This is a genomic window from Streptomyces sp. NPDC000348, assembly GCF_042898795.1.
GTDB lineage: Bacteria > Actinomycetota > Actinomycetes > Streptomycetales > Streptomycetaceae > Streptomyces.
The window spans coordinates 80,281-105,934 of the sequence record NZ_JBIAZD010000010.1; the positions used below are offsets into that span (position 1 = coordinate 80,281).

At 73.3% G+C, this 25,654-nt stretch carries 21 protein-coding genes; 3 read left to right on the forward strand and 18 right to left on the reverse strand.

Annotation, left to right across the window (positions count from 1 at the left end; genetic code table 11):
* Positions 1 to 129 precede the first annotated feature (129 nt).
* The gene (locus ACFY3N_RS20770; protein ID WP_390818163.1) at positions 130 to 816 is read left to right on the forward strand and encodes a DUF5995 family protein; all 687 of its coding nucleotides are present in this window, start codon (positions 130 to 132) and stop codon (positions 814 to 816) included.
* A gap of 45 nt (positions 817 to 861) precedes the next feature.
* Here ACFY3N_RS20770 and ACFY3N_RS20775 read toward each other — a convergent pair whose 3' ends face one another.
* The 8 genes from ACFY3N_RS20775 to rpe all read right to left on the reverse strand — a co-directional run bounded on the left by ACFY3N_RS20775 (position 862) and on the right by rpe (position 11,255).
* Entirely contained in the window at positions 862 to 2,559 is a 1,698-nt protein-coding gene (locus ACFY3N_RS20775; protein WP_390818164.1) for a flavin monoamine oxidase family protein, read from the reverse strand.
* A 43-nt stretch (positions 2,560 to 2,602) separates the two neighbouring features.
* Positions 2,603 to 3,391, reverse strand: coding sequence for a carbon-nitrogen hydrolase family protein (locus ACFY3N_RS20780; protein WP_390818165.1), 789 nt, complete (start codon positions 3,389 to 3,391; stop codon positions 2,603 to 2,605).
* 664 nt (positions 3,392 to 4,055) lie between these two features.
* Positions 4,056 to 5,300: an MFS transporter gene (locus ACFY3N_RS20785; RefSeq protein WP_390818166.1), complete on the reverse strand. Its 1,245-nt coding sequence runs from the start codon at positions 5,298 to 5,300 to the stop codon at positions 4,056 to 4,058.
* A gap of 114 nt (positions 5,301 to 5,414) precedes the next feature.
* Positions 5,415 to 5,885, reverse strand: coding sequence for an Lrp/AsnC family transcriptional regulator (locus tag ACFY3N_RS20790; RefSeq protein ID WP_390818167.1), 471 nt, complete (start codon positions 5,883 to 5,885; stop codon positions 5,415 to 5,417).
* A 10-nt stretch (positions 5,886 to 5,895) separates the two neighbouring features.
* Positions 5,896 to 7,374: an amino acid permease gene (locus ACFY3N_RS20795; RefSeq protein WP_390818168.1), complete on the reverse strand. Its 1,479-nt coding sequence runs from the start codon at positions 7,372 to 7,374 to the stop codon at positions 5,896 to 5,898.
* Between the two features lie 287 nt (positions 7,375 to 7,661).
* Positions 7,662 to 9,104, reverse strand: a complete 1,443-nt coding sequence (locus ACFY3N_RS20800; RefSeq protein ID WP_390818328.1) for a GuaB1 family IMP dehydrogenase-related protein — start codon at positions 9,102 to 9,104, stop codon at positions 7,662 to 7,664.
* A gap of 342 nt (positions 9,105 to 9,446) precedes the next feature.
* Positions 9,447 to 10,490 carry a sugar-binding transcriptional regulator gene (locus ACFY3N_RS20805; protein ID WP_390818169.1) on the reverse strand — a complete coding sequence of 348 codons (1,044 nt, stop codon included), beginning with the start codon at positions 10,488 to 10,490 and terminating at the stop codon, positions 9,447 to 9,449.
* 78 nt (positions 10,491 to 10,568) lie between these two features.
* The gene (gene rpe / locus ACFY3N_RS20810) at positions 10,569 to 11,255 is read right to left on the reverse strand and encodes a ribulose-phosphate 3-epimerase (protein WP_390818170.1); all 687 of its coding nucleotides are present in this window, start codon (positions 11,253 to 11,255) and stop codon (positions 10,569 to 10,571) included.
* A gap of 149 nt (positions 11,256 to 11,404) precedes the next feature.
* On the opposite strand from rpe, the gene ACFY3N_RS20815 reads away from it, so the two are divergent.
* Positions 11,405 to 13,546, forward strand: coding sequence for an MMPL family transporter (locus tag ACFY3N_RS20815; protein ID WP_390818171.1), 2,142 nt, complete (start codon positions 11,405 to 11,407; stop codon positions 13,544 to 13,546).
* Here the strand turns inward: ACFY3N_RS20815 and ACFY3N_RS20820 are convergent.
* Positions 13,527 to 14,954 carry an RsmB/NOP family class I SAM-dependent RNA methyltransferase gene (locus ACFY3N_RS20820; protein WP_390818172.1) on the reverse strand — a complete coding sequence of 476 codons (1,428 nt, stop codon included), beginning with the start codon at positions 14,952 to 14,954 and terminating at the stop codon, positions 13,527 to 13,529. The genes ACFY3N_RS20815 and ACFY3N_RS20820 overlap by 20 nt on opposite strands.
* Positions 14,955 to 15,020: 66 nt before the next feature.
* Positions 15,021 to 15,953, reverse strand: a complete 933-nt coding sequence (fmt, locus tag ACFY3N_RS20825) for a methionyl-tRNA formyltransferase (RefSeq protein ID WP_390818173.1) — start codon at positions 15,951 to 15,953, stop codon at positions 15,021 to 15,023.
* A gap of 323 nt (positions 15,954 to 16,276) precedes the next feature.
* Here fmt and ACFY3N_RS20830 point away from each other — a divergent pair, with 323 nt between their 5' ends.
* Positions 16,277 to 16,816, forward strand: coding sequence for a hypothetical protein (locus ACFY3N_RS20830; RefSeq protein ID WP_390818174.1), 540 nt, complete (start codon positions 16,277 to 16,279; stop codon positions 16,814 to 16,816).
* A 73-nt stretch (positions 16,817 to 16,889) separates the two neighbouring features.
* Here the strand turns inward: ACFY3N_RS20830 and ACFY3N_RS20835 are convergent, their stop codons facing one another.
* The 8 genes from ACFY3N_RS20835 to ACFY3N_RS20870 all read right to left on the reverse strand — a co-directional run bounded on the left by ACFY3N_RS20835 (position 16,890) and on the right by ACFY3N_RS20870 (position 25,604).
* Positions 16,890 to 19,037 carry a primosomal protein N' gene (locus ACFY3N_RS20835; protein ID WP_390818175.1) on the reverse strand — a complete coding sequence of 716 codons (2,148 nt, stop codon included), beginning with the start codon at positions 19,035 to 19,037 and terminating at the stop codon, positions 16,890 to 16,892.
* Between the two features lie 314 nt (positions 19,038 to 19,351).
* Complete coding sequence (metK, locus tag ACFY3N_RS20840) at positions 19,352 to 20,560, reverse strand: methionine adenosyltransferase (RefSeq protein ID WP_390818176.1); 1,209 nt, start codon at positions 20,558 to 20,560, stop codon at positions 19,352 to 19,354.
* A 237-nt stretch (positions 20,561 to 20,797) separates the two neighbouring features.
* A complete protein-coding gene (coaBC, locus tag ACFY3N_RS20845; protein WP_390818177.1) occupies positions 20,798 to 22,000 on the reverse strand; it encodes a bifunctional phosphopantothenoylcysteine decarboxylase/phosphopantothenate--cysteine ligase CoaBC in 1,203 nt (400 codons plus the stop codon).
* 122 nt (positions 22,001 to 22,122) lie between these two features.
* Positions 22,123 to 22,395 carry a DNA-directed RNA polymerase subunit omega gene (rpoZ, locus tag ACFY3N_RS20850; protein WP_004933985.1) on the reverse strand — a complete coding sequence of 91 codons (273 nt, stop codon included), beginning with the start codon at positions 22,393 to 22,395 and terminating at the stop codon, positions 22,123 to 22,125.
* Positions 22,396 to 22,457: 62 nt separating this feature from the next.
* Positions 22,458 to 23,015 carry a guanylate kinase gene (gene gmk, locus ACFY3N_RS20855; protein ID WP_390818178.1) on the reverse strand — a complete coding sequence of 186 codons (558 nt, stop codon included), beginning with the start codon at positions 23,013 to 23,015 and terminating at the stop codon, positions 22,458 to 22,460.
* Positions 23,016 to 23,075: 60 nt separating this feature from the next.
* Positions 23,076 to 23,399, reverse strand: a complete 324-nt coding sequence (locus ACFY3N_RS20860) for an integration host factor (RefSeq protein ID WP_003977346.1) — start codon at positions 23,397 to 23,399, stop codon at positions 23,076 to 23,078.
* A 256-nt stretch (positions 23,400 to 23,655) separates the two neighbouring features.
* Positions 23,656 to 24,501 carry an orotidine-5'-phosphate decarboxylase gene (gene pyrF, locus ACFY3N_RS20865; protein WP_390818179.1) on the reverse strand — a complete coding sequence of 282 codons (846 nt, stop codon included), beginning with the start codon at positions 24,499 to 24,501 and terminating at the stop codon, positions 23,656 to 23,658.
* Positions 24,498 to 25,604, reverse strand: coding sequence for a quinone-dependent dihydroorotate dehydrogenase (locus ACFY3N_RS20870; RefSeq protein ID WP_390818180.1), 1,107 nt, complete (start codon positions 25,602 to 25,604; stop codon positions 24,498 to 24,500). The genes pyrF and ACFY3N_RS20870 overlap by 4 nt, the downstream gene beginning before the upstream one ends.
* Positions 25,605 to 25,654: the final 50 nt, after the last annotated feature.

Genomic DNA, 25,654 nt, shown 5'->3' on the forward strand with positions numbered 1-25,654 from the left:
CCAGGCGCTGGGCACGCGAGCCTGACACAGTACTGCTCCCCCTCCCCCACGGCGGGCGTGTTCCCCCGTTCCGGGGAAGCGCCGGGCCCGCCGCCACTGACGCCACCCTAAAGGTGCGACTCTGCGCTCATGGCGCAATGCGAACAAGTCCTCACCGCCGTGGACGGGGTCGTCTCCCGTATGCGCGCCCTCGACGCGGCCCTGCCCGCGCGGGACGGGGTCGCGGTGTTCAACCGTGTCTACCTCGCCGTCACGGAGGCCGTGGACCGGCGGATCGACGCGGGCCGGTTCCCGGACGCGCGGGCGGCGATCACGCTGGACGTGCGGTTCGCGGAGCGCTATCTGGCGGCGGTGGACGCGGTGTCGCGGGAGCGCCGGCCACCGGCCTGCTGGCGTCCGCTGTTCCAGTTCCGCCGGCACCCCGGCGTACGTCCGCTGCAGTTCGCGCTCGCGGGCATCAACGCGCACATCGGCCACGACCTCGCGCTCGCCGTCGTGGACACCTGTCGTGCGCTCGCCTGCGGACCCGCCGACCTGGAGGACGAGTTCGACGAGGTGGGCGAGCTACTCCTCTCGCTGGAGGACCGGATCCGCGAGGAGCTGACCCCGGGTCCCGAACTGCTGCGGATCGCCGACCCGCTGACCCATCTGCTGGGCGCGTGGAGCCTGGAACGCGCCCGGGACGCGGCCTGGACGGCGGCCCGCGCCCTGTGGGCGCTGCGCGGACTGCCGGACGTCGCCGGGGAGTTCACCGAACGCCTGGACACGGCGGTGGGCTTCGCCGGCCGCATGCTGCTCACCCCGCTGCCGGACTGATCCGGAGCGGACGGCACGGCCCCCGGCGGGCCGTGTCCGGCGGGCTCAGTCCTCGGGGAGTTCGACCGGGGCGATCTCGTCGTAGAGGTCGCCGGGGCCCGGGTTGGTCGGGTCGGTCTCGCCGCCGAAGTGGTGCATGACGCCCCAGACCGCGTTCAGCGCGGTCTGGACGGCGCCCTCGGCCCAGCCGGCCGTCCAGGAGATGTCGTCGCCGGCGAGGAAGATGCCCCGCTTGTCCTCGGGCAGCTCCTCCTGCATGAAGTGGGTGAACAGGCGGCGCTGGTAGCGGTAGTGGCCGGGCAGGTTGGCCTTGAACGCGCCCATGAAGTAGGGCTCGTTCTCCCAGGAGACGGTCACCGGGTTGCCGATGACGTGCTTCCGGATGTCGACCTTGGGGTAGATCTCGCCGAGCGACTTCAGCATGACCTCCATCCGCTCGTTCGCGGACAGCGGCAGCCACTTCAGGCTGTCGTCGCACCAGGTGTAGGAGAGGCAGATGACGGCGGGCCGGTCGGGGCCGTCGTCCAGGAGGTACGTCCCCCGGGTCATCCGGTCGGTGAGCGTCATCGACATGACGTCACGGCCCGTCTCCTCGTCCTTGTCGAGCCAGAACGGCCGGTCCACGGGCACGAAGAGCTTGGAGCTCTCCATGTAGTGGGTGCGCTCGATGGCGGTCCAGTGGTCGATCGGGAAGAGCGAGTCGTCACAGGCGATCTTGGACAGCAGCATCCAGGACTGGGCGGTGAAGACCGCCGCCCGGTACGTGCGGATGTCGCCGTCGGCGTCCGTCACCGTGATGCGGTTGCCCGCGGTGCGGTTGAGCCGGGTGACCGCCGGGCGGGGTTCGCCGTCCGGGTGCAGGGACTTCAGCGAGGTGCCGTACGGCCAGTGGACGATCTTCTCCGGCTCGCGCTCCCACAGGCGCAGGGGCAGTTGCTGGGAGCCGCCGACGATGCCGCGGTGGTGGTCGTCGGCCTCGGTGTAGACGACGCGGAGGATCTCCAGGATGGAGTTGGGGAAGTCGGTGTCCCAGCCGCCGGTGCCGAAGCCGACCTGGCCGAAGATCTCGCGGTGGCGGAAGGACCTGAAGGCCTCGGAGTCGCAGAGGAAGCCGTAGAAGGTCTGGTTGTCGAGCTTCTCCACCAGCTTCGCCCAGATCTCGCGGATGCGCGGGACGTCGCGCTCGCGCAGGGCGCGGTTCATGTCGGAGAAGTCGGCGCCCTCCTCGAGGCACCGGGCCCAGGCGTCGGCCACGTCACGGTAGACCTGGGGCAGGTCGTCGAGGGTCTCGGCATAGTGCGTCTCGCCCTTCAGGTCGACGACGGTGGACGGCGTCGCCTCGGCGAGGGGATTGGGGAAGGGACGGGTCTCGAGACCCACCAGGTCGATGTAGTGCTGGAGCGCCGTGGAGGACGGCGGGAAGCGCATCGCGCCCATCTCGGCGGTCAGGGAGTCGTCGCAGCCGTCGAAGCCCACGGTGCGCAGCCGGCCGCCGATCCTGTCGGCCTCGTACACGACCGGCTTCAGACCCATCTTCATCAGCTCGTACGCGGCGACGATGCCGGACAGGCCGCCGCCGATCACCGCGACCTCGGTGCCGTGCTCGGTCGCCGGTATCTGTCCGAGGCCCGCCGGGTGGGCGAGGAAGTCGTCGTACGCGTACGGGAAGTCCGGGCCGAACATGGTGATCGGCGGCTGCTGCTCGTCGGCGTGCTCGATCGCGTTGGGCACGGTGGACGTCATGGGATACGGACTCCTTGTACAGGTGAAGTGGGGGGTGGGGTGTTCAGACGAGGGACCCGTAGAGGCCGGGGCGGCGGTCGGCCAGATACGGGTTCGCCTCGCGGGAGGCGGCGAGGAACACCGGGTCGGCGTCGGCGAGGAGCAGTTCCTCCCGGCGGCCGGCCCGGGTACGGGCCACTCCGTCGGGTCCGGCGAGCGTGGACAGCCCGACGAACTCGAACTCGCCCTCCCGGCCGACCCGGTTGACGTACGCCACGTACATCTGGTTCTCGAAGGCCCGCACCGGCACCATGTGCTCGGCGACGAACTGGAACGGGTGCATCTGCGCGGTCGGCACGAGCAGGAGGTCGGTGCCGGCGAGGGCGTGGGCGCGCACGTTCTCCGGGAACTCGACGTCGTAGCAGATCATCAGGCCGACGGTGAGGCCGTTCAGTTCGGCCTGGACGACGGGCTGCTCGCCCGGTGTGAAGTGGTCGCGTTCGAAGCAGCCGAAGAGGTGGGTCTTGCGGTGGTTCGCGAGGCGGGTGCCGTCGGCGGAGACCAGCTGCACGGAGTTGAAGACGCGCTCGCCGTCCCGCTCGGGGTAGCCGTAGGCGATCGCCAGGCCGTGCCGGACGGCGCTCTCCGCGATCGCGTCGGCCGCGTCGCCGTCGGCGGGCTCGGCGAGCCGGCCGATGTCGTCGCCGATCGCGTACCCCGTGAGGAACAGCTCCGAGGTGACGAGCAGCCCGGCGCCCGCGGCGGCGGCACGGCCGGCCGCCTCGTCGAGGACCTTCAGGTTCCCGGCGACGGATCCGGGCCGGCCGGAGCTCTGGAGCAGGGCGGTGCGCATGCGTGTTCCTCGTCGGTACGCGGGGGGTTCGGGGGCCAGATAGAAGGTACGGTCGGCCGGGTGGGGCGGACAAGGAGGAGCCGTTGCGCGCCGGTGAGCGGTTCGTTGCGTCCGGTCCGGGGTCGGCGGCGATTCGTTGCACGGCGCCTGTGGGGTGCCCCGTATTGATGTGGGCCGGGGGGGTGTTCGCGCGGCCCGGCGCCTTACCGGGTGCCCGGTGTCGGTGCGGGCCGGGGGTGTTCGCGCGGCCCGGCGCTTGCGGGGTGCCTCCCCCAGAGGGGGTACCCCCAGCGCCCACCCTCCCCCACTCTCGGCTCCTCCCCCACTCCCGGCTTCGCTCGAGCGGGGGGACCCCCATGAGCGGGGGGACCCCCATCGCCCTGGGGGCACCTCCCAGGCCTTTGAGGCACTGGGGGAGGCACGACTGCCCGCGGAAGCGGAGGCCGCGGCTGCCCGCGGGAGCGGCGGGGCGGCGGCGGGTGGCCGCGTACGGCGCGGAGGGGACGGGGCGGGGGTGGCCGCCCGCAGTGGCCGGCGCGTCCGCACCCCGCACCCCCTCCAGCAAGCCGATTCCGCGCCGGTCCGAGGACGGACACCCCCGACCCGGCCCCGACCCACCCACCGGACAGTGGGCGCTACGGCGACCCCGCCAAGGCCGCACCGTTCACGAGCGCGCCCTGGCAGCCCTGGCCCTGGCCCTGGCCCCGACCCCGGCCCCGGCCCCGGCCCCGGCCCCGGCCCCGACGATCAGCAGTACCGCCGCCGCCAGGTAAGGCACCGAGAACACCGCGAAAGCGGTGCCGTGCGCCCCGCCCGAGGCGATCAGCGCGTAACCGCCGTAGACCGCGACCGTCGCCAGCTCCGTGCCCAGCCCCGCCACCGAGGTGAGGGTGGCCCGGCCGGTGTCCTCGATGCGTCGCTGGAGACGGGCGTCGGCCAGCACGGTCGCCGCCTGGAAGCCACCGAAGGCGAGGGCGACGAGACCCAGCCCCCAGGGCGTGCCGTCGGCCGCGCCGACGGCCAGGGCGAGACCGGCGCCGGCCAGCAGCACGGCGAGCCCGCCCGTGCCGAGCCGCTCCCCCTCACCGGCCAGCAGGCTTCCCGCGGTGGCACCGGCCCAGATCAGCAGGAGCAGGTAGGGAACCGTCCCGTCCGCGACACCGGTCCCCCGCACCAGCAGCGGCGTGTACTCGTCGAGGGCTCCCCAGACGGCACTCACCGCCGGAACGAGCAGCAGCGCCCCGCGCACCGACCGGTCGGCGCGGGCCTCGGCGAGCCCGGCGCGCAGGGTCGCCGCCCAGCTCCCGGATCCGTCCTTCGGGGAGCGGTGCTCGGGGAACCGCAGTGCCGTGGCCGCCGCCAGCAGGCACACCGCCACGCTGGCGGCCCCGACGGCGGTGTGGCCGCCCCGGGCGAACACCGGACCGGCCAGTCCCATCGCCGCCATCACCGCGACCAGTCCGGCCGCGCGGGCACGGCCCATGGTCCGGGCGTAGCGGCCGGCCGCGTCGAGCCGTTCCAGTTCGTCGTGGACCAGGGCCTCGAGCGCACCGGAGCCGAGCGCTCCGCCGGCACCCCACAGCACGAAGCCGAGGGCGAAGGCACCGTACGACGGGACGAGCACCCACAGGGCGAAGCCGGCGGCGGTGAGCAGCGGGCCGAGCCACAGCAGCAGCCGGCGGGAGACGGCGTCGGCCCAGGCCCCGGAGGGGACCTCCAGCAGCACGCCGGTCACCGACCACAGGGCGAACAGGGAGGAGATCTGCCCGACGGACAGACCGGTGTCGCTGAACAGCAGCGCGTACACCGGGTAGAGCAGGACGAAGTCTTCGAGGAACGCGTAGGCGTACAGCGTGGTCGTCAGCCGTCGCACGCGGACGTCGCGGGCACGCGTGGGTGTGGGAGTCATGAGGCCTTCCCGTGGGGGCGGTTCGGACACCGGACGTGGAGGACGTACGGCGTCCGGGGCGGCCCTCGGGAGGCGCGGACGGTGGATCAATGTCGCCAGGTCATGACACCGATACTACGGGCCTGCGGCGTCTCGGGCGGGCGATCCCGACGAGAACCGCCGCAGCAGCGGGGAGAGCACCAGCACGGACTTCGTCCGCTCGACGAAGGGCTCGCCCGCGATGCGTTCCAGGACCCGCTCGAAGTGGCGCATGTCGGAGGCGAAGACCTGGGCGACCGCGTCCGCGTCACCGGTGACGGTGGAGGCGGCCACGACCTCCTGGTAACGCTCCAGGCCCCGCTGGATGGTCTCCGGGGAGGTGTTGCTGCGGCAGTAGATCTCGACGAACCCCTCCGTCTCCCAGCCGAGGGCGGCCGGGTCCACCCGTACGGTGAACCCGGTGATGGCCCCGGTCGCGCGCAGCCGGTCCACCCGCCGTTTCACGGCGGGCGCGGACAGGCCGACGAGCTGGCCGATGTCCGCGTAGGAGCGGCGGGCGTCCTCGGCGAGGGCGTGCACGATGCGTTCGTCGAGATCGTTCAGCACTGCGGGTCGTTCACTTCGCTTCCGGTGTGGCGGGGGCGGCGAGCCGGGAGCGGCGGTAGCCGTACAGGAAGTAGAACACGAGCCCGACGGCCATCCAGACACCGAAGACCACCCAGGTGACCGTGGACAGGCTGCCCATCATCCACAGGCAGAACGCGAAGCCGAGGGCGGGCAGGAGCGGGGACAGCGGCACCCGGAAGGTGCGGGGCATGCCGGGGCGGGTCCGGCGCAGCACCACGACGGCCACGTTGACCAGCGCGAAGGCGAACAGGGTGCCGATGCTGGTGGCGTCGGCGAGCCGGCCGAGCGGGACGGCGGCGGCCAGCACACCGCAGAACAGGGAGACGATCACGGTGTTGGTGCGGGGCGTGCCGGTCCTCGGGCTGACCCTGGCGAACGCCTTGGGCACCAGGCCGTCCCGGGCCATGGCGAACAGGATGCGGGTCTGGCCGTAGAGCACGGTCAGGACGACGCTCGCGATGGCGATGACGGCGCAGAACGCCAGCAGGGTGCTCCAGAAGCCCTGGCCGGTGACCTCGCGCATGATCTGGGCGAGCGCGGCCTCGGAGTCGGTGAAGTCCCGCCAGGGCTTGGCGCCCACGGCGACGGCGGCGACCAGGACGTACAGCGCGGTGATGACGACGAGCGACAGCAGGATCGCGCGGGGCAGGTCGCGCTGGGCGTTCCTGGCCTCCTCGCCGGCGGTGGAGGCGGCGTCGAAGCCGATGTAGGAGAAGAAGAGCGTCGCCCCGGCCGCGCTGACGCCTGCCATGCCGAGCGGCATGAAGTTCTCGTAGTTGCCGGAGCGGAAGCCCTGGACGCCGATGGCGCAGAACAGCACCAGGGCACCGATCTTCACGACGACCATGATCGTGTTGACGCGGGCGGACTCGCGGGCGCCGCCCATCAGGAAGGCCATGGCGAGCAGGACGACGATCAGCGCGGGCAGGTTGAAGACGCCGCCGTCGCCGGGCGGGGCGGACAGCGCCGCCGGGATGGTGACGCCGATGGTGCCGTCGAGCAGTTCGTTCAGGTACTCGCCCCAGCCGACGGCGACGGCGGCGACCGAGACGCCGTACTCCAGCATCAGGCACCAGCCGCAGACCCAGGCGATCAGCTCGCCCATCGTTGCGTACGCATACGAGTAGGAGGAGCCGGAGACCGGGATGGCGCCCGCCAGCTCGGCATAGGAGAGGGCGGAGAAGAGGGCCGTCAGCCCGGCTATGACGAAGGACAGCGTGACGGCCGGACCGGCCTTGGGGACGGCTTCGCCGAGGACGACGAAGATGCCGGTGCCGAGGGTGGCACCGATACTGATCATGGTCAGCTGCCACAGTCCGAGGGACCGCCGCAGCGAGCCGCCCTCACCTTGGCCACCCTCTGCGACCAGGCGTTCCACGGGCTTGCGGCGCATGAGACGCGCAGCGACGCCCGGGGACGGCGGGGCGGCGGGACTGCCGTTGTGCGGGGGTGCGCCTTGGTCGAGCACGCGCTGACTCCTTCGTCGCTGCCGGTCCTCCGCGGCAGGGACCGACGGGGCCCCGCGACAGCCGGGACCCCGTCGAGCGGGGTCCTCGCCGCACCACGTACAGCGCGTAACCCTACGAGGTTCTTCGTTGCTCCTGAAATGCAGCAACCTTGCGCGTACCCGCAAGATCATTGCGTTGCCGGCGGGGACCCGGGTGTTCGTTGCGCGGGGGCTTTCGACCGTTGCGCACCGGCCCCCGCCGGTCCCGGGACGGGTCGGCGGGGGCCGGGCGGGGAGACGAGTGGCCGTCAGTTCCAGCTGGCGTGCAGCGGCTTGCCCTCGGCGTAGCCGGCGGCGCTCTGGACGCCGACGACGGCCTTCTCGGCGAACTCCTCGAGCGATCCGGCCCCGGCGTAGGTGCAGGAGGAGCGGACGCCCGCGATGATCGAGTCGATCAGGTCCTCGACGCCGGGGCGGGCCGGGTCGAGGAACATGCGGGAGGTGGAGATGCCCTCCTCGAACAGCGCCTTGCGGGCGCGGTCGTACGCCGACTCCTCCGAGGTGCGGTTGCGCACGGCACGCGCGGAGGCCATGCCGAAGGACTCCTTGTAGGGGCGGCCGTTCGCGTCGTGCTGGAGGTCGCCCGGGGACTCGTGGGTCCCGGCGAACCAGGAGCCGATCATCACGTTGGACGCGCCGGCGGCGAGCGCCATCGCCACGTCGCGCGGGTGCCGGACACCGCCGTCGGCCCACACGTGCTTGCCGTACTTCCTCGCCTCGGCGGCGCACTCCAGGACGGCGGAGAACTGCGGCCGGCCGACGCCGGTCATCATGCGGGTGGTGCACATGGCGCCGGGGCCCACGCCGACCTTGACGATGTCGGCGCCGGCCTCGATCAGGTCGCGGACGCCCGCGGCGGCGACGACGTTGCCGGCAACGACCGGCACCCGCGGGCCGAGGTCGCGGACCAGCTTCAGCGCGCCGATCATCGACTCCTGGTGCCCGTGCGCGGTGTCGATGACGAGCGCGTCGACGCCGGCGTCCAGCAACTGCTGGGCCTTGCCCGCCACGTCGCCGTTGATGCCGACGGCGGCGGCTATGCGGAGCCTGCCCTGCGCGTCGGTGGCCGGGGTGTACAGGGTGGCGCGCAGGGCGCCCTTGCGGGTCAGGATGCCCGCCAGACGGCCGTCCCGGTCCACGGCGGGCGCGTAGCGGCGGTTGGCTGCGTCGAGGGTGTTGAAGGCCTCGCGCGGGTCCGTGTCCGCGTCGATGAGGATCAGGTCCTTGGACATGACCTCCTCGAGCTGGGTGAAGCGGTCCACTCCGGACAGGTCGGTGTCGGTGACCACGCCGACCGGCCGGTGTCCGTCGTCGACGACGACGCCCGCGTTGTGCGCGCGCTTGGGCAGCAGGGCGAGCGCGTCGGCGACGGTCTGGTGCGGGGCCAGCACGATCGGGGTGTCCAGGACGTGGTGGCGGCCCTTCACCCAGGAGACGACCTCGGTGACGACCTCGATCGGGATGTCCTGCGGGATGACGACGAGTCCCCCGCGACGGGCCACGGTCTCGGCCATGCGGCGGCCGGCGATGGCGGTCATGTTGGCGACGACGAGCGGGATGGTGGTGCCCGTGCCGTCCGGGGAGCTGAGGTCCACGCCCTGACGCGAGCCGACCGCGGAGCGGCTCGGCACCATGAAGACGTCGTCGTACGTCAGGTCGTACGCGGGCTGGATGTCGTTGAGGAAACGCACGTGCTGCACATCCCAGTCGATCAGAGGTGGCCCCCGGACAGGTCAGCCAGGGGGAAGAGCACGTACTTCATTGTCCCATGTCGACCGGAATGCCTGCCCCGGGAGGATCATCCAGGCTGGTCAAAGCCTTGTCTGGACGATCCTCCAAGAGCCGGGACCACGGTGGGCGACGGCGTCCGGCCGGCCGCCTCGGCGGACACGTCCCGGGCGGTCGCCCGCTCCGCGGGGCGCGCCGCCGCGTGCGCCCGCCGGCCGCGCACGACGATCGGCGATCCCCGTGCCACGGCGGCGCCGGACCGGACGGTGCGGCCGGTGCCGCCGGGCCCTCCCCCCCACCCGCCGTCAGGGGCCGTCCGGGTCCGCGCGGTTGAGGGCGGACCTCGGGGTGGCCCCCGCCGTCATCAGGTAGTCCGCGGCCGACGTGTCCGTCACCAGGCTGGTGACGAGACCGGAGCGCAGTACGGCGTCGATCGCGGGTCCCTTGCGCTGGCCGCCCGCGATCGCGACGACCTCGGGGACCCGGCGCAGCTGGTCGGTCTTGACCGTGATGCACCGCTCCCCCAGGTCCCGGCCGACCCGGCGCCCCTCCGCGTCGAAGAGGTGCGCGGACATCTCCGCGGCGACACCGAGGGAGGCGTAGTGCGCCCGCTCCTCGTCGCTGAGCATGTCGTGCACCGTGGAGATGCCCGGCTCCCAGGAACCGATGGAGACGCAGGCGACGGTGACCTTGTCGAAGTACTCGAAGGCCCGCGCGATGCCGGTCTGGTGGCGCAACGCCTCCGCGGTGGCCGCGTCCGGCAGCAGCATCGGCGCGTAGATGGGGTGGGCGTCGCCGCCCGACACCTGCGCGGCGCGCCGCACGGCCTCCACCGAGCCGCGCTCGGCGGTCCCGGCGTCGTACACGCCCGTCAGCTGCACGACCGTGCAGGGCGGCAGCCGGTCCAGGGCCGCCGCCATGTGGATGGTGGACCGGCCCCAGGCCAGGCCCAGCACGTCCCCTTCGTTGACCAGCTCGCCGAGCAGGTCGGCGGCCACCTCTCCCAGGTTCTCGGGGTCGGGTGTCTCCTCGGCCTCGGCCGGGGACTCGACCACGACGGCGTGCCTCAGGCCGTAGCGGGCGCGGAGCGCGTCGGAGCGCTCGGCGTCCAGCTCGGCCGGCACACGGATCTCGATCCGTACGAGATCCCGTTCGAGGGCGGTCTCCAGGACCCGGGCCACCTTGAAGCGGCTGACGCCGAACTCCTCGGCGATCTGGATCTTGGATTTCCCCTCGAGGTAGAAGCGGCGGGCCATGGCCGCCGCCTGCACCAGCTCAGCGGGTCCCATCCGCATGGCTGACCGGCCCGCCGACATACCCGACACGGCGATCTCCTCACTGCTGTTCACACTCTGGATTCGCCGTTCATCCTTGCAGATCCGGCGCGGTCGATCAGCCCTGCCGGGCGCCGTTCACGTTCCTGATGCTCAGTGGTCGCATGCCCAGGACGCCCCGGCCGTCGCGGCCTGCGCCCGGTTGCGCAGTGCACGTACCGCCTCGGCCGGATCCGCCGCCCCGTACACGGCGGAACCCGCGACGAAGACATCGGCGCCGGCGTCGGCGCACCGCTCGATGGTGGACGCCGAGACCCCGCCGTCGACCTGGAGCCAGAGCTCGAGGCCGTGCTTGCTGATCAACTCGCGGGTGCGGCGAATCTTCGGAAGCATGATGTCGAGGAAGGCCTGGCCCCCGAATCCCGGCTCGACCGTCATGATCAGCAGCATGTCGAGTTCGGGGAGCAGGTCTTCGTACGGCTCGACGGGGGTCGCCGGCCTCAGCGCCATGGAGGCACGGGCGCCCTTGGCGCGGATCTCCCGGGCGAGCCGCACGGGCGCGGTGGCCGCTTCGACGTGGAAGGTGACCGAACCGGCCCCCGCCTCCACGTACTGGGGCGCCCATCGGTCGGGGGCCTCGATCATCAGATGGCAGTCCAGCGGAGTGTCCGTCGCACGGGCGAGCGACTCCACGACCGGCACGCCGAGCGTGAGGTTCGGAACGAAATGGTTGTCCATGACGTCGACGTGGAGCCAGTCGGCTCCTTCCACCGCTTTCGCCTCGTCCGCGAGGCGGGCGAAGTCGGCGGACAGGATACTGGGGGCGATCTGCGGGGCCATGCACCAAGACTGCCATGCCCTCCGGGGGGTGCGTGCGCGGGTCCCGCGCGCAGCCGGTGGTGCGTGGGCCGCGGCCGGCCGCGCCCACCCGGGGGAGCCGCGCGCGCTGCCGCCCCGCGCCGCCGGCCGGCGTTGCCGCGGAGGCGGCCATGACGGCCGGCCGAGGTGTCGCGCGGCTGGTGTGCGGACGGCGGTCCAAGTGGCTGGTCCTGGCGCTGTGGCTGGTGATCCTCTTCCTGATGGCGCCGTTCGCGCAGAAGCTCACCGGCGCCCAGGACAATGACGCCGCGTCCTGGCTTCCGGGCTCCGCCGAGTCGACCCGGGTCCTGGAGATCTCCAGGGACTTCCGGCCCGAGCAGATCCCGGCGGTCGTGATCTACGCCCGCGACGGCGGCCTGACCGCCGGGGACCGGGCGCAGATCGCCGAGGACGTCCGGCGGCTGAAGCAACTGGACGACCACGGCATCCGGGGCGCGGAGACCCAGGGCCCGGTGTTCGACCGCGAACCCGATCCGCGGGCGGCCCAGGTGTTCGTCCCGGTCACGATGGACGAGAAGGGCTGGGAGCGCATCTCACCGGCGGTCGGCGACATCCGGGACGAGGTCGGCACGGGCGGCGGCGGACTGTCCGTGCACATCACGGGCCCGGGCGGCACCTCCGCGGACTTCGCCGAGGTGTTCGAGGGCATCGACTCCACGCTGCTGTTCGCCGCCATGGGCGTGGTCATCGTGATGCTGCTCATCACCTACCGCAGCCCGACCCTGATCCTGGTGCCGGTGCTCAGCGTGATCGCGGCCCTGTTCACCGCCCAGGCGCTGATCTACTTCCTGGCCGAGTACGGCGGCCTGACCGTCAACGGCCAGAGCGCGGGCATCCTGACCGTGCTGGTCTTCGGCGCGGGCACGGACTACGCCCTGCTGCTGGTCGCCCGCTACCGGGAGGAGCTGCGCCGGCACGAGGACCGGCACGAGGCGATGGCGCTGGCGCTGCACCGCGCGGGACCGGCCGTGGTCGCCTCCGGTGCGACGGTCGTCCTGAGCATGCTGGTGCTGCTGGCCGCCGAGATGAACTCCACCAGCGGCCTCGGCCCGGTGGCGGCGATCGGCGTCGCGGTCGGTCTGCTGGCCATGCTGACGCTGTTCCCGGCCCTGCTGGTGGTCTTCGGCCGGTGGATCTTCTGGCCGGTGATCCCGCGCTTCGGCGCGTCCGATCCCACCGAACGCGGCGTCTGGGCGCGCACGGGGCGGCGGATCGCCCGCGCGCCGCGGACGGTCTGGGGCGTCACCGCCGCGGTGCTGGCGGTCTGCTCCCTGGGGCTGGCGCAGATGCGCGCCGAAGGCATCAGCAACGCGGAGGCCTTCACCGACAAGCCGGACTCGATCGTGGGCCAGGAGCTGTCCGCGCGCTACTTCCCGGCGGGCAGCGGCGATCCGCTCGTCGTCGTCAGCGACCGCGCGCGGGCCGAGGAGGTGGGCCGCACGGTCGCCGGGACCGAGGGCGTCGTCCCCGCCTCACTGCGTCTGCCACCGGGATCCGCGCCGGAGGCCGACGGCCGGGTCCTGTTCGAGGCGACCCTCACCGACCCGGCGGACAGCGAGGCCGCGAAGCAGACCGTGGAGCGGGTGCGCGACGCCGTGCACGCGGTGCCGGACGCCGACGCCATGGTCGGCGGCGGGTCGGCGGCCCTGCTCGACATGGACCGGGCGACCAGACACGACAACCTGCTGATCATCCCGCTGGTGCTGCTGGTCGTGACGCTGATCCTGTGCGCCCTGCTCCGGGCTCTGGTCGCGCCGCTGCTGCTGATCGCGACGGTGATCCTGTCCTTCGCGGCGGCGCTCGGCCTCAGCGCGCTCGCCTTCCGGCATCTCTTCGACTACGCGGGCGAGACCACCGACTTCCCGCTGTTCGTCTTCGTCTTCCTGGTGGCCCTGGGCATCGACTACAACATCTTCCTCACCACACGGATCCGCGAGGAGGCGGTCCGCCGGGGCACCCGGCCCGGCGTCGTCACCGGCCTCGCCACCACCGGCGCGGTCATCACCTCGGCCGGCCTGGTGCTGGCCGGAACCTTCGCCGCGCTGGGCACGCTGCCCAGCGTCGCCTTCGCCGAGATCGGCTTCGCGGTGGCCCTGGGCATCCTGCTGGACACGTTCGTGGTCCGGTCGGTGCTGGTGACGTCCCTCTTCCTGGACATCGGCGCCAAGGTCTGGTGGCCGCACCGGCTGGCCCGCGAGGACGGCGGCGAGGTGAGGGAGCCCGAGGGGAGCGTCAGCCGGTCCGGCGGATGAGGGCCAGGTACATCGCGTCGGTGCCGTGCAGGTGCGGCCACAGCTGCACGTCGGGGCCGTCGCCCAGATCCGGTACGCCGGGCAGCAGCGGCCGGGCGTCGATCGGTTCGGCGTCCGGGAACTGCTTGAGGAGGTCGGCGACCACGGCCCGGGTCTCCGCGAGGTGCGGGGAGCAGGTGGCGTAGCCGACGACACCGCCGACCCGTACGGACTCCAGGGCGGTGCGCAGCAGCCCGCGCTGGAGCGGGGCGAAACCGTCCAGGTCCTCCGGGCGGCGCCGCCAGCGCGCCTCGGGGCGGCGGCGCAGGGCGCCCAGCCCGGTGCAGGGCACGTCGACCAGCACCCGGTCGAAGCTTCCGGGGCGCCACGGCGGGCGCGTCCCGTCGGCGGCGACGACCTGGTACGGCCCCGGGTTCCCGGCGAGCGCCTTCGCCACCAGCCCGGCCCGGTGCGGCTGCTTCTCGGAGGCCAGCAGCACGGCGCCCCGCTCGGCGGCGAGCGCGCCGAGCAGCGCGGCCTTCCCGCCCGGTCCGGCGCACCCGTCCAGCCACATCCGGTCGGGTCCCTCGACGGGCGCGTGGGCGAGCGCCAGCGCCACCAGCTGGCTGCCCTCGTCCTGCACCCCGGCCCGGCCCTCCGCGACCGCCGTGACGGCGCCCGGCTCCCCGCCCTCGGTGAGCCGCACCGCGTACGGCGACCAGCGGCCGGCGACGGCGGCCTCCTCGTCGAGCAGTTCGGCGGTCGTCGCCCGCCCGGGACGGGCGACCAGGGTCACCTCGGGCCGCTCGTTGTCGGCCCGCAGCAGCTCCTCGATGCCGGCGCGTCCGCCGCCGAGGGAGTCCCACAGCGCGGAGACGACCCAGCGCGGGTGCGAGTGCACGACGGCGAGGTGGTCCTCGGGGTCCTCGTCGTAGGGCGGCGCGACCCGCTCCAGCCAGCCGTCGAGGTCGTCCTGCGCGATCTTGCGCAGCACGGCGTTGACGAACTTGGCGCGCCCGTCGCCGAGCACCACCCGGGCCAGTTCGACCGTGGCGGACACGGCGGCGTGCGTCGGGATGCGTGTGCCGAGCAGCTGGTGCGCGCCGAGGTTCAGCACGTCCAGCACCGGCGGGTCCACCTCGCGCAGCGGCCGGTCGACGCAGGCGGCGACGACCGCGTCGTACGTCCCCTGGCGGCGCAGCGTGCCGTACACCAGCTCGGTGGCCAGCGCCGCGTCGCGCGCGTCGAACTTCTCGGGTCCCTCGTTCTCGCGCGCCTTGCGCAGCAGCGGGGGCAGGACGAGGTTGGCGTACGCGTCCCGCTCGTCCACGGCCCGCAGGGCCTCGAAGGCGAGGATGCGGACGGGGTCCTTCTTGGGCCGGCGGTAGGGTTTGGCGGGCCTGCGGGGCCGACGTGGCTGGTCGTTCACGAAAAAGGTGCTCCGGATGGGGGGTGAGGTGCGCGGTCCAGCCTACGTCGTGCGGGTCCCGGGGCGTCAGGCGCCGACGGTCTCCCCGGCGGCGATGCGCACCCCGCGCGCCCAGTCCGCCGCCCGCATCGGCTTCTTGCCCTGGGCCTGCACCCACAGCAGCTCCACGGCGTACGAACCGGTGCCCACGTACACGTTGTTCTTGCCGGCGGACAGCTGCCCGGGCGCGAGGTCGGTCAGGTCCGGTACGGGGACGGCCTGCACGATCTTGAGTCGCTCGCCCCGGAAGGTGGTCCAGGCGCCGGGCGCGGGGGTGCAGCCGCGCACCACGCGGTCGACGCGCAGAGCCGGGGTGCCCCAGTCGACGCGGGCGTCCTCGACGGTGACTTTGGGGGCGAGGCTGATGCCGTCGGCGGGCTGCGGCACGGCCTTCACGGTGCCGTCCTCGATGCCGTCCATGGTGGCGGCGAGCAGCCCGGCGCCGGCGAAGGCGAGCCGGGTCAGCAGGTCGCCGCTGGTGTCGGTGGGGCGGATCTCCTCGGTGACGGTGCCGTAGACGGGCCCGGAGTCGAGGCCCTCCTCGATGAGGAAGGTGGCGGCGCCGGTGATCTCGTCGCCGGCCATGATGGCGTGCTGCACGGGGGCGGCGCCGCGCCAGGCGGGCAGCAGCGAGAAGTGCAGGTTGACCCAGCCCCGGGCGGGGATGTCGAGGGCGGCCCTGGGGAGGAGGGCGCCGTAGGCGACGACGGGGCAGCAGTCCGGCGCGATCTCCCCGAGCCGCTCCAGGAACTCGGGGTCCCCGGGCCTGACCGGCTTCAGCACCTCGATCCCGGCCTCCTCCGCCCGCTCGGCGACGGGGGAGGCGACGAGCCTGCGCCCCCGCCCGGCGGGCGCGTCGGGCCGCGTGACGACGGCGGCCACCTCGTGCCGCCCGGAGGCGAGAAGAGCGTCCAGTGCGGGAACGGCGACCTCGGGGGTACCGGCGAAGACGAGCTTCATGGAGTGCTTGGGGCCTCTCGGGCGAGGACGGACACGGGCGGCGCACCAGTCTATGGGGCGCGCGTCACAGGGGCGCACGGAGGGAAAGCCGCCGACGGCGGAGCGGCCCCGCGGAGGACGCCCACCGGAGACGGGTGGTGCGCGGGCAGGCGGAACCCGCCCGGCCGGAGGCCGAGGCGCACACCTCCCACAGGGGCGTACGCATATGCCGCCACGCCCCCACCCCGTGACCCGTGGAGCGCTCCCGCGTTGGTCAGCAAAGAGTTGACCACGGGCCCCGACACGGGCTCGATCCCCTTCACGCCGGTTCGAGAGGCTTGTTCATGGCCGACCACGCAACCCACGACGCCCAGGCTCGGGCCAGCCTGCACTTGCTGGTGCGGGACATCGAGCGGGTCCGCCGGCAGGTGGACGCGTTGCGCACGCTCACCGCCCAGCTGGGCAACGTCTACCGCCCGCGCCGCTCCGGCCCCTCCACGGGCTTCGTCGTCTACGGACGCGCCCCCGCCCCCACGGTCCGGCTCGCCCAGGAGCTGCGGGACAGTGTCGAGACCCTGGTCACGGCGGCCGTGGACTTCGACCGCTCCCTGGGCTTCTCGTGGGACGCCGTGGGCTCGGCGCTCGGGGTCACCAAGCAGGCGGTCCACCGCCGTTACGGCGCCCGCCGTGCCGCCGCCCAGGCGGCGGCCGCCGAGGCCGCCGCGGAGGCACCGGGCACGCGCACGGTGAACGCGGTCGCCGGCGTCACCACGGCGCCGGCGGTCCCCGCGTCCCACTCCATGCCGACCCAGCCCACGGCCGGCAGTCCGTCCCTCCGCGACGACCCACGCCCGACGGCCTTACCCTCCCCCCGCAACGGCTGAGCCCCGCTCGCCGCGCCGCACCGCGCCCTCCCGGACGGACCGCCCCGGGAGGGCGCGGTCCGTCCGGGTGGGTTCAGCCGATGTCCGGGGGGTCGACGCGGACCCACACGGGGGTGTTCCCGCCCCGGGCCATGCGTGCCGCCTGGGCGGACTTCAGCGCGGCGGTCAGTGCGGCGCCGTTGCCGGGAGGCACCCGGACCAGTGCCCGGTCCCAGTGCTCGCCGGGGGGCGGTGCGCCCGGCCGGCGCGGGCGGCCCGCCGGGGTGACCGGCAGCGGCACCGGGCCCAGGACCTCCGCCCGCGCGGGCAGCTCCACCGCGTGGAGGAACTCGGCCACCGCCTCGCCGGGCCCCGACACCGCCGCCATCCGGGAGACCGGCGGGAACCCCAGTTCGGCCCGCTCGGCCAGTTCCCGCACGGCGTGCCCGACCGGGTCCCACCGGACCAGCGCCTGCACGGGCCGCAGGGTCGGCTCGGCGACCACGACCACCGTGCCGCCCGCCGACTGCGGCCGGACCAGCGCCGCCGCGCCGATCCAGCGGCGCAGCGCGTCCTCCCCGGCCCGCAGGTCGGGCCGGCTCAGCATGGCCCACCCGTCCAGCAGCAGCGCCGCCGCGTATCCGCCCTCGGCCACCGGCTCCGCGCCGGGTGTGCTCACCACCAGCGCGGGCGTCCCCGGCACCGTGTCCAGGACGTGCTCGCGCCCCGAGGTCCGCACCGGGACCGCGGGGAAGGCCCGGCCCAGCTCCTCGGCGGTGCGCCGCGCCCCGACCACCCGGGCCCGCAACCGGAACCCGCCGCACTCGGGGCAGTGCCAGCCGCTCTCCTCGCGCCCGCACCACTCGCACCGCAGGTCGTCGGCCCCCTGCGCCTGCAGCGGCCCGGAACAGTGCCGGCACCGGGCGGGGGCCCGGCAGCCGGCGCACGCCATCCGCGGCACATAACCTCGGCGGGGCACCTGCACGAGCACCGGCCCGTGCCGCAGCCCCTCCCTGGCCGCCTGCCAGGCGAGGCTCGGCAGCCGCGCCGCGCGGGCGGCCTCGTCACGCGCGAGGTCCCCGTCCCCCACCGTCCGCACCAGCGGCGCGGCGGCCCGCACCCGCTCCCTGCCGGCGACCAGCGGCCGGGCCCAGCCGGTCTCCACCAGCTGGGCGGCCTCCACCGTGCAGTGCCGGCCGCCCAGCAGGAAGCCGCACCCGTCCTGCGCCGCCCGCAGCAGCAGCACCTCACGGGCGTGCGGCTGCGGGGCGTGCGGCTCGCTGTGGCTGTCGTCGCCGTCGTCCCAGACGGCGACCAGCCCGAGGTCCCGCACCGGCGCGAACATCGCCGCCCGCGTCCCGACGACGGCCCGTACGGAGCCCCGCCGCACGGCGAGCCACCGCGCGTACCGCTTCTCCGGCCCGGCGTCGGCGGTGAGGACCGCGTGCCGTCCCTCCCCCAGCAGTCCGGTGAGCGCCGCGTCGACGCGGGCCACGGCCCTTCCGTCGGGCAGGACGACCAGCGCGCCGCGCCCGGAGGCCAGGGTCGCGGCGACGGCCCGGGCCAGTTCCTCGCTCCACCCCGGCCCCGGCAGCGCGTTCCACACGGCCCGTGGGGCGCCTCCCGAGGCCAGTGAATCCAGGAACGCGGGCCCCTGCTCGTACCGCTCCCAGGAGCCGGGCGCGGGTGCCGGGGGCGGCGGCAGCGGGTCGGGCGAGGGCCGTCGCTCCGCGCGGGCGCTGCGCGGCGGCACGGCGAGCTGGAGGACGTCGGCGAGGCTGCCCGCGTACCGGTCGGCGACCGCGCGGGCGAGGCCCAGCAGCTCCTCGTCGAGCACCGGCTCGGGCGAGACCACCTGCGCCAGCGCCGCGAGGGGCCCCGAGTAGTCGGACTCGGCGAGGCGCTCGACGAGGAACCCGTCGATCAGCCCGCCGCCCTCGCGCCGTCCCTCCCGCACCCGGTGCCGTCCGGCTCCGAACCGCACCCGCACCCGCACCCCCGGCTGCGCGTCGGCGTCCAGCTCCTCGGGCACGGCGTAGTCGAAGTAGCGGTCGAGATGGAGCACGCCCTTGTCGACGAGGACCCGGGCGACGGGCAGCTCCCCGGCGAGCGCGGCGCCGCGCCAGGTGCGCGGTTTGGCCCGGGGCGCCCTGGTCGTGCGCACGCTCTCCCGGATGAGCGCGAGCTGCTCGGGCGGCGCGCCCTGCGCGCCGTCCTCCGGCCGTCCGTTCTCGCTGCTCACGCCTGCATTCTTACCAAACACGACTGACAGCGGCGCCGGGCCCGGGATCGGCCCCGGGTGGGGACGGACGCCCGAAGGCGCTTCCGTCCCGGGCCGCTCGGCCACGCCGGTCCAGGGCCGGCGGCGGGATGCGAACCCGCCGGGGGCACCCGGACCTGTCCGTGCCCTTCGCACCGGGCGGTGGCGCCGCCGCCACTGCGGGCGTGGGACTCGCTCGTGCGGCGTGCACGGGCGCGTACGGCATCCTGTACGCGCCGGGGCCCGGCAGCCCCTCGGAAGGGGCCGCCGGGCCTCGGGGAGACGCGGGGTGGGGCTTACAGCCCCGCCGCCTTGCGCAGGGCGTCCACGCGGTCGGTGCGCTCCCAGGTGAAGTCGGGCAGCTCCCGGCCGAAGTGGCCGTAGGCGGCGGTCTGGGCGTAGATCGGGCGCAGCAGGTCGAGGTCGCGGATGATCGCGGCCGGGCGGAGGTCGAAGACCTCGTCGATGGCCTGTTCGATCCTCTCGGTCTCCACCTTGGCGGTGCCGAAGGTCTCGACGAACAGGCCGACCGGCTCCGCCTTGCCGATGGCGTACGCGACCTGGACCTCGCAGCGGGCGGCGAGGCCGGCCGCCACCACGTTCTTGGCGACCCAGCGCATCGCGTACGCCGCCGAGCGGTCCACCTTGGACGGGTCCTTGCCGGAGAAGGCGCCGCCGCCGTGGCGGGCCATGCCGCCGTAGGTGTCGATGATGATCTTGCGGCCGGTGAGGCCGGCGTCGCCCATCGGGCCGCCGATCTCGAAGCGGCCGGTCGGGTTCACCAGCAGCCGGTACTTCTCGGTGTCGAGCTTGATGCCCTCGTCCAGGAGCGCCTTCAGCTCCGGCTCCACGACGAACTCGCGGATGTCGGGGGCGAGCAGCGACTCCAGGTCGATGTCGGAGGCGTGCTGGGAGGAGACGACCACGGTGTCCAGACGGACCGCCTTGTCGCCGTCGTACTCGATGGTGACCTGGGTCTTGCCGTCCGGGCGCAGGTAGGGGATGGTGCCGTTCTTGCGCACGTCGGACAGGCGCTTGGACAGGCGGTGCGCGAGGAAGACCGGCAGCGGCATCAGCGTCGGCGTCTCGTCCGTCGCGTAGCCGAACATCAGGCCCTGGTCGCCGGCGCCCTGCCGGTCGAGCTCGTCGTCGTCACCCTCGACGCGGGCCTCGTAGGCGGCGTCGACGCCCTGCGCGATGTCCGGGGACTGCGCGCCGATCGACACCGAGACGCCGCAGGAGGCGCCGTCGAAGCCCTTCTTCGAGGAGTCGTACCCGATCTCCAGGATCTTGTTGCGCACCAGCGTCGCGATGTCCGCGTACGTCTTGGTGGTGACCTCGCCGGCCACGTGCACCAGGCCGGTGGTGATCAGGGTCTCGACGGCGACCCGGGAGGTCGGGTCCTCACGGAGGAGCGCGTCGAGGATGGTGTCGCTGATCTGGTCAGCGATCTTGTCGGGGTGACCCTCGGTCACGGACTCCGAGGTGAACAGACGACGGGACACAACGCTCCCTGGGGTTGCAGCGGCTGCTGGCTGATCATTGGCGGACGGCGGGGGCTGCACCCGACGCCGTCCGTGGAACAGTTTATCGGTCGCGCTTCACCGCGGGACCCCCTGTCTCGTCTCGCGAGAGCGCTGTGACCTGCGGCACGGGCATTCTGCCCATGCGGGGCGAGGTTGGCCAGAGGCGCCACGCCCCGAACGGGCCTGTTTCGAGAAACCGGACGACGGACGGATCACTCATCCGAGGCGTTCGGCCACCAGGTCCCACACGGTTTCGGCCAGGGCTTCCTTCGGACCGTGCGCGACGGGGGTCTCGCTGCCGTCGGCGCCCAGCACCACGGCCTCGTTCTCCTCGGAACCGAAGGTCTTGTGCTCCCCCACCTCGTTCACCACCAGCAGGTCACAGCCCTTGCGCTTCAGCTTGGCGCGGCCGTTGGCGAGCACGTCGTCGGTCTCGGCGGCGAAGCCGACGATCACCTGTCCGGCGCGCACCCGGTCGCCGGAGATCTCGGCGAGGATGTCCGGATTCCGCACCAGGGCGACGGGCTCGGGTTCCTGGCCGTCCTTCTTCTTGATCTTGCCGGTGGCGTAGACGGCCGGCCGGAAGTCGGCGACGGCCGCGGCCATGACCACGGCGTCCGCGTCGGCGGCGGCGCCGAGGACGGCCTCGCGCAGCTCCACGGCGGTCCCGACCCGGACGAGGTCCACGCCCGCCGGGTCGGGCAGGGCGGTGTTGGCCGCGATCAGCGTGACGCGGGCGCCGCGGGCGGCGGCGGCGCGGGCGAGGGCGTAGCCCTGCTTTCCGGAGGAGCGGTTGCCGAGGAAGCGGACGGGGTCGAGGGGCTCGCGGGTGCCTCCGGCGCTGACGACGACGTGCCGGCCCTCGAGGTCGGGCCCGGTGACGCCGCGGGCCAGCACCCGGCGGCAGACCTCGAAGATCTCCCCCGGGTCGGGCAGCCGGCCCTTGCCGGTGTCGGCGCCGGTGAGGCGGCCGACGGCCGGTTCGATCACGACGGCGCCGCGGCGGCGCAGGGTGGCCACGTTCTCCTGGGTGGCCGGGTGCTCCCACATCTCGGTGTGCATGGCGGGGGCGAAGACCACCGGGCAGCGGGCGGTGAGCAGGGTGTTGGTGAGCAGGTCGCCGGCCAGGCCGTGGGCCGCCTTGGCCAGCGTGTCCGCGGTGGCGGGGGCGACGACCACCAGGTCGGCGTGCTGCCCGATGCGGACGTGCGGCACCTCGTGGACGTCGTCCCAGACCTCGGTGGAGACCGGGTTGCCGGAGAGCGCGGACCACGTGGCGGCGCCGACGAAGTGCAGCGCGGAGGCGGTGGGGACGACCCGGACGTCGTGTCCCGACTCCGTCAGCCGTCTGAGCAGCTCACAGGCCTTGTACGCGGCGATGCCGCCGCTGACCCCCAGAACGACCTTCGGCTTGTCCACCGTCTCTCCCCGGACCTCGGAAATGTGCGACCACCCCCATGAGACACCACAGGCCCGGCAGACGTGCTGCCGGGCCTGTGGAGAAGTCAGCTGCAAACAGCTGGTACGACGTACCGACCGGATTACTGACCGGGGCCTTCGACGGCCTCGGAGGTCAGCAGTCCCGCGTTGATCTCGCGCAGGGCGATCGAGAGCGGCTTCTCGTGGACGTGGGTGTCGACGAGGGGACCGACGTACTCGAGCAGGCCCTCGCCGAGCTGCGAGTAGTACGCGTTGATCTGACGGGCCCGCTTGGCCGCGTAGATCACGAGGCTGTACTTCGAGTCCGTGGCCTCGAGGAGCTCGTCGATCGGCGGGTTGATGATGCCCTCGGGCGCGGAGATGGAAGAGGACACGCTCTACCTTCCGATGGATGGGAAAGATTCAGTCGGCGTGACCGGTGAACGATTGCTCACGATCACACGACGTTCATCAAGGCTAGCAGCTCGCGGGCGACGTCCTCGACGGAGGTGTTGACCAGGGTGGTGTCGAACTCCGGCTCGGCCGCCAGTTCGGTCTTCGCGGCCTCCAGCCGGCGCTCGATGACCTCGGCCGACTCGGTGCCCCGGCCCGTGAGCCTGCGCACGAGCTCCTCCCAGGAGGGAGGAGCCAGGAACACCAGCTGGGCCTCGGCCATGGACTCGCGCACCTGCCGCGCGCCCTGGAGGTCGATCTCCAGCAGTACGGGCACGCCCGCCTCCAGGTGCTCCAGCACCGCCGCGCGGGGGGTGCCGTAGCGATTGCCGGCGAACTCGGCCCACTCCAGCAGCTCGCCGTTGGCGATCAGCTTGTCCATCTCCTCGTCGGTGACGAAGAAGTAGTGGACTCCGTGCTGCTCCCCGGGGCGGGGCGTGCGGGTCGTCGCCGACACCGAGAGCCAGACCTCGGGGTGTTCCTTGCGCATATGGGCGACGACCGTGCTCTTGCCGACCCCGGAGGGGCCGGAGAGCACGGTCAGCCGCGGACGTTCAGTCATGCAGCGATTATTCCAGCAATCACGGGACGTCCGGGACGCCGGTCCCGGACTGGCCCGTGTTCAGGAACCGGTGCTGCCGAACTCGCGCTCCAGGGAGGCGATCTGGTTGGAACCGAGACCGCGTACGCGGCGGCTCTCGGAGATGCCCAGTCGCTCCATGATCTGCTTGGCGCGGACCTTGCCCACGCCCGGCAGGGACTCGAGCAGGGCGGAGACCTTCATCTTTCCGATGACGTCGTTCTCCTGGCCCTGCTTGATGACCTCGTGAAGGGAGGCGCCGGAGTGCTTGAGTCGATTCTTGACCTCGGCCCGCTCCCGGCGAGCCGCGGCGGCCTTTTCGAGCGCGGCTGCGCGCTGTTCAGGGGTAAGGGGCGGAAGAGCCACGCCTACGTCACCTCGGATGTCGAACTGTCGGATACGGACCGGTGAGGAACCTAGTCGCCCCACACCAGGGGAGCCACGAGCCACACACTCGCCCGTTCACTCTCCGTCGGAGACTAGCGGCCAACTCCGCCGGAGTCAGCGAGAACTGCGGAAAAGTCCTGGTCAGCCTCCGCCAGGCCGGACATTTAAGACATATTCCCCTGGATTTGAGGATGTATCCAGAGTCCGGCGACCACGGATTCCCTCGTCGGCCGGTTCAGGTCGGCGTCACGGCGGCCCTGATCTCCTCCGCGAACCGCTCCGCGGCGTCACGCAGAGCGACCGCGTCGGGACCGTGGCGCAACACTCCCCGGCTGACGTTCGGCACGACGTTGCGCACCGCGCCGCCGAAGACCGCCGGAAGATCGGCCGCCGTGGCGCCCTGCGCGCCGATACCGGGCGCGAGGATCGGCCCGCCCATGTCCAGGTCGTACGAGGAGAGGTCGCCGAGCGTCGCGCCGACCACCGCGCCGAAGGACCCGAGCGGCTCCTCGCCGGCGTTCTCGACGGCCAGGTGCCCGAGCACGGTCGCCCCGACGGTGCGCCCGTCGGCGCGGATCGCGTGCTGGACCTCGCCGCCCTCCGGGTTGGACGTCAGCGCCAGTACGAACAGCCCGGTGCCGCTCTCCCGGGCCAGCGCCACGGCCGGGCTCAGCGAGCCGTAGCCGAGGTACGGCGAGACGGTGAGCGCGTCGGAGAACAGGGGGGCGTCCCGGTGCAGGAAGGCCTCGGCGTAGGCGGCCATGGTGGAGCCGATGTCGCCGCGCTTGGCGTCCATGACGACCAGCGCCCCGGCCTCCCGCGCCTCGCGCACCGTCGCCTCCAGCACGGCGACCCCGCGCGAGCCGAAGCGCTCGAAGAAGGCGCTCTGCGGCTTGAGCACGGCGACCCGGTCGGCGACCGCCTCGACGACCGTGCGGCTGAACCGCTCCAGGCCCGTGACGTCGTCGTTCAGGCCCCACTCGGCGAGCAGGGAGGCGTGCGGGTCGATGCCCACGCACAGCGGGCCCCGCTCGTCCATCGCGCGGCGCAGCCGCGCGCCGAAGGGTTCCGGACCGGTCATGCCGTCGTCCTCACGTCGGCGCCCACCGCGTCGGCGAGCGTGGCGTACGGGCTGGTGCGCAGCCGCGCGGCGAGCCCCTTGTGCATGGCGCGGCCCCAGAAGGGGCCTTCGTAGATGAGGGCGCTGTACCCCTGGACCAGCGTGGCACCGGCCAGGATGCGCTGCCAGGCGTCCTCGGCGTTCTCGATGCCGCCGACGCCGACCAGGGTGATCCGGTCGCCCACGCGCGCGTAGAGGCGGCGCAGCACCTCCAGGGAGCGTGCCTTGAGGGGGGCGCCGGACAGACCGCCGGTCTCCTGGACGAGGGCGGGCGGGGACGTCAGGCCGAGTCCCTCGCGTGCGATGGTGGTGTTGGTGGCGATGATCCCGTCCAGGCCGAGTTCCACGGCGAGGTCGGCGACCGCGTCGACGTCCTCGTCGGCGAGGTCGGGGGCGATCTTCACCAGCAGCGGCACCCGGCGGGCCGGCACGGTCCGGTCGGCGGCCTCGCGGACGGCGGAGAGCAGCGGGCGCAGGTGGTCCACGGCCTGGAGGTCGCGCAGTCCGGGCGTGTTCGGGGAGGAGACGTTGACGACCAGGTAGTCGGCGTACGGCGCCAGCCGCTCGGCGGACTTCACGTAGTCGGCGACGGCCTCGGCCTCCGGTACGGCCTTGGTCTTGCCGATGTTGACGCCGACGACCGTCCTGAAGACGGGCGTGCGGGAGGCCAGGCGGGCCGCGACGGCGAGCGAGCCCTCGTTGTTGAAGCCCATGCGGTTGATCAGGGCCCGGTCGGCGACCAGACGGAACAGCCGCTTCCTGGGGTTGCCGGGCTGCGGCTCCCCGGTCACCGTGCCGATCTCGACGTGGTCGAAGCCGAGCATCGCCATGCCGTCGATGCCGACGGCGTTCTTGTCGAAGCCGGCGGCGAGGCCGAAGGGGCTGTGCAGGCGCAGCCCGAGGGCCTCGGTGCGCAGCTCCTCGTGGCGGGGGGCGAGCACGGCGGCGACGAAGGTGCGCAGGCCGGGGACGCGCGCGACCAGACGGATCCAGCGGAAGGCCAGGTGGTGGGCCTGCTCCGGGTCCATCCGCCGGAAGAGCAGAGTGAAGAGAATCTTGTACATGGTGTCCTCATGAAGAGGGGGACACCGTTTCCGGTGTCCCCCTGGGGGCT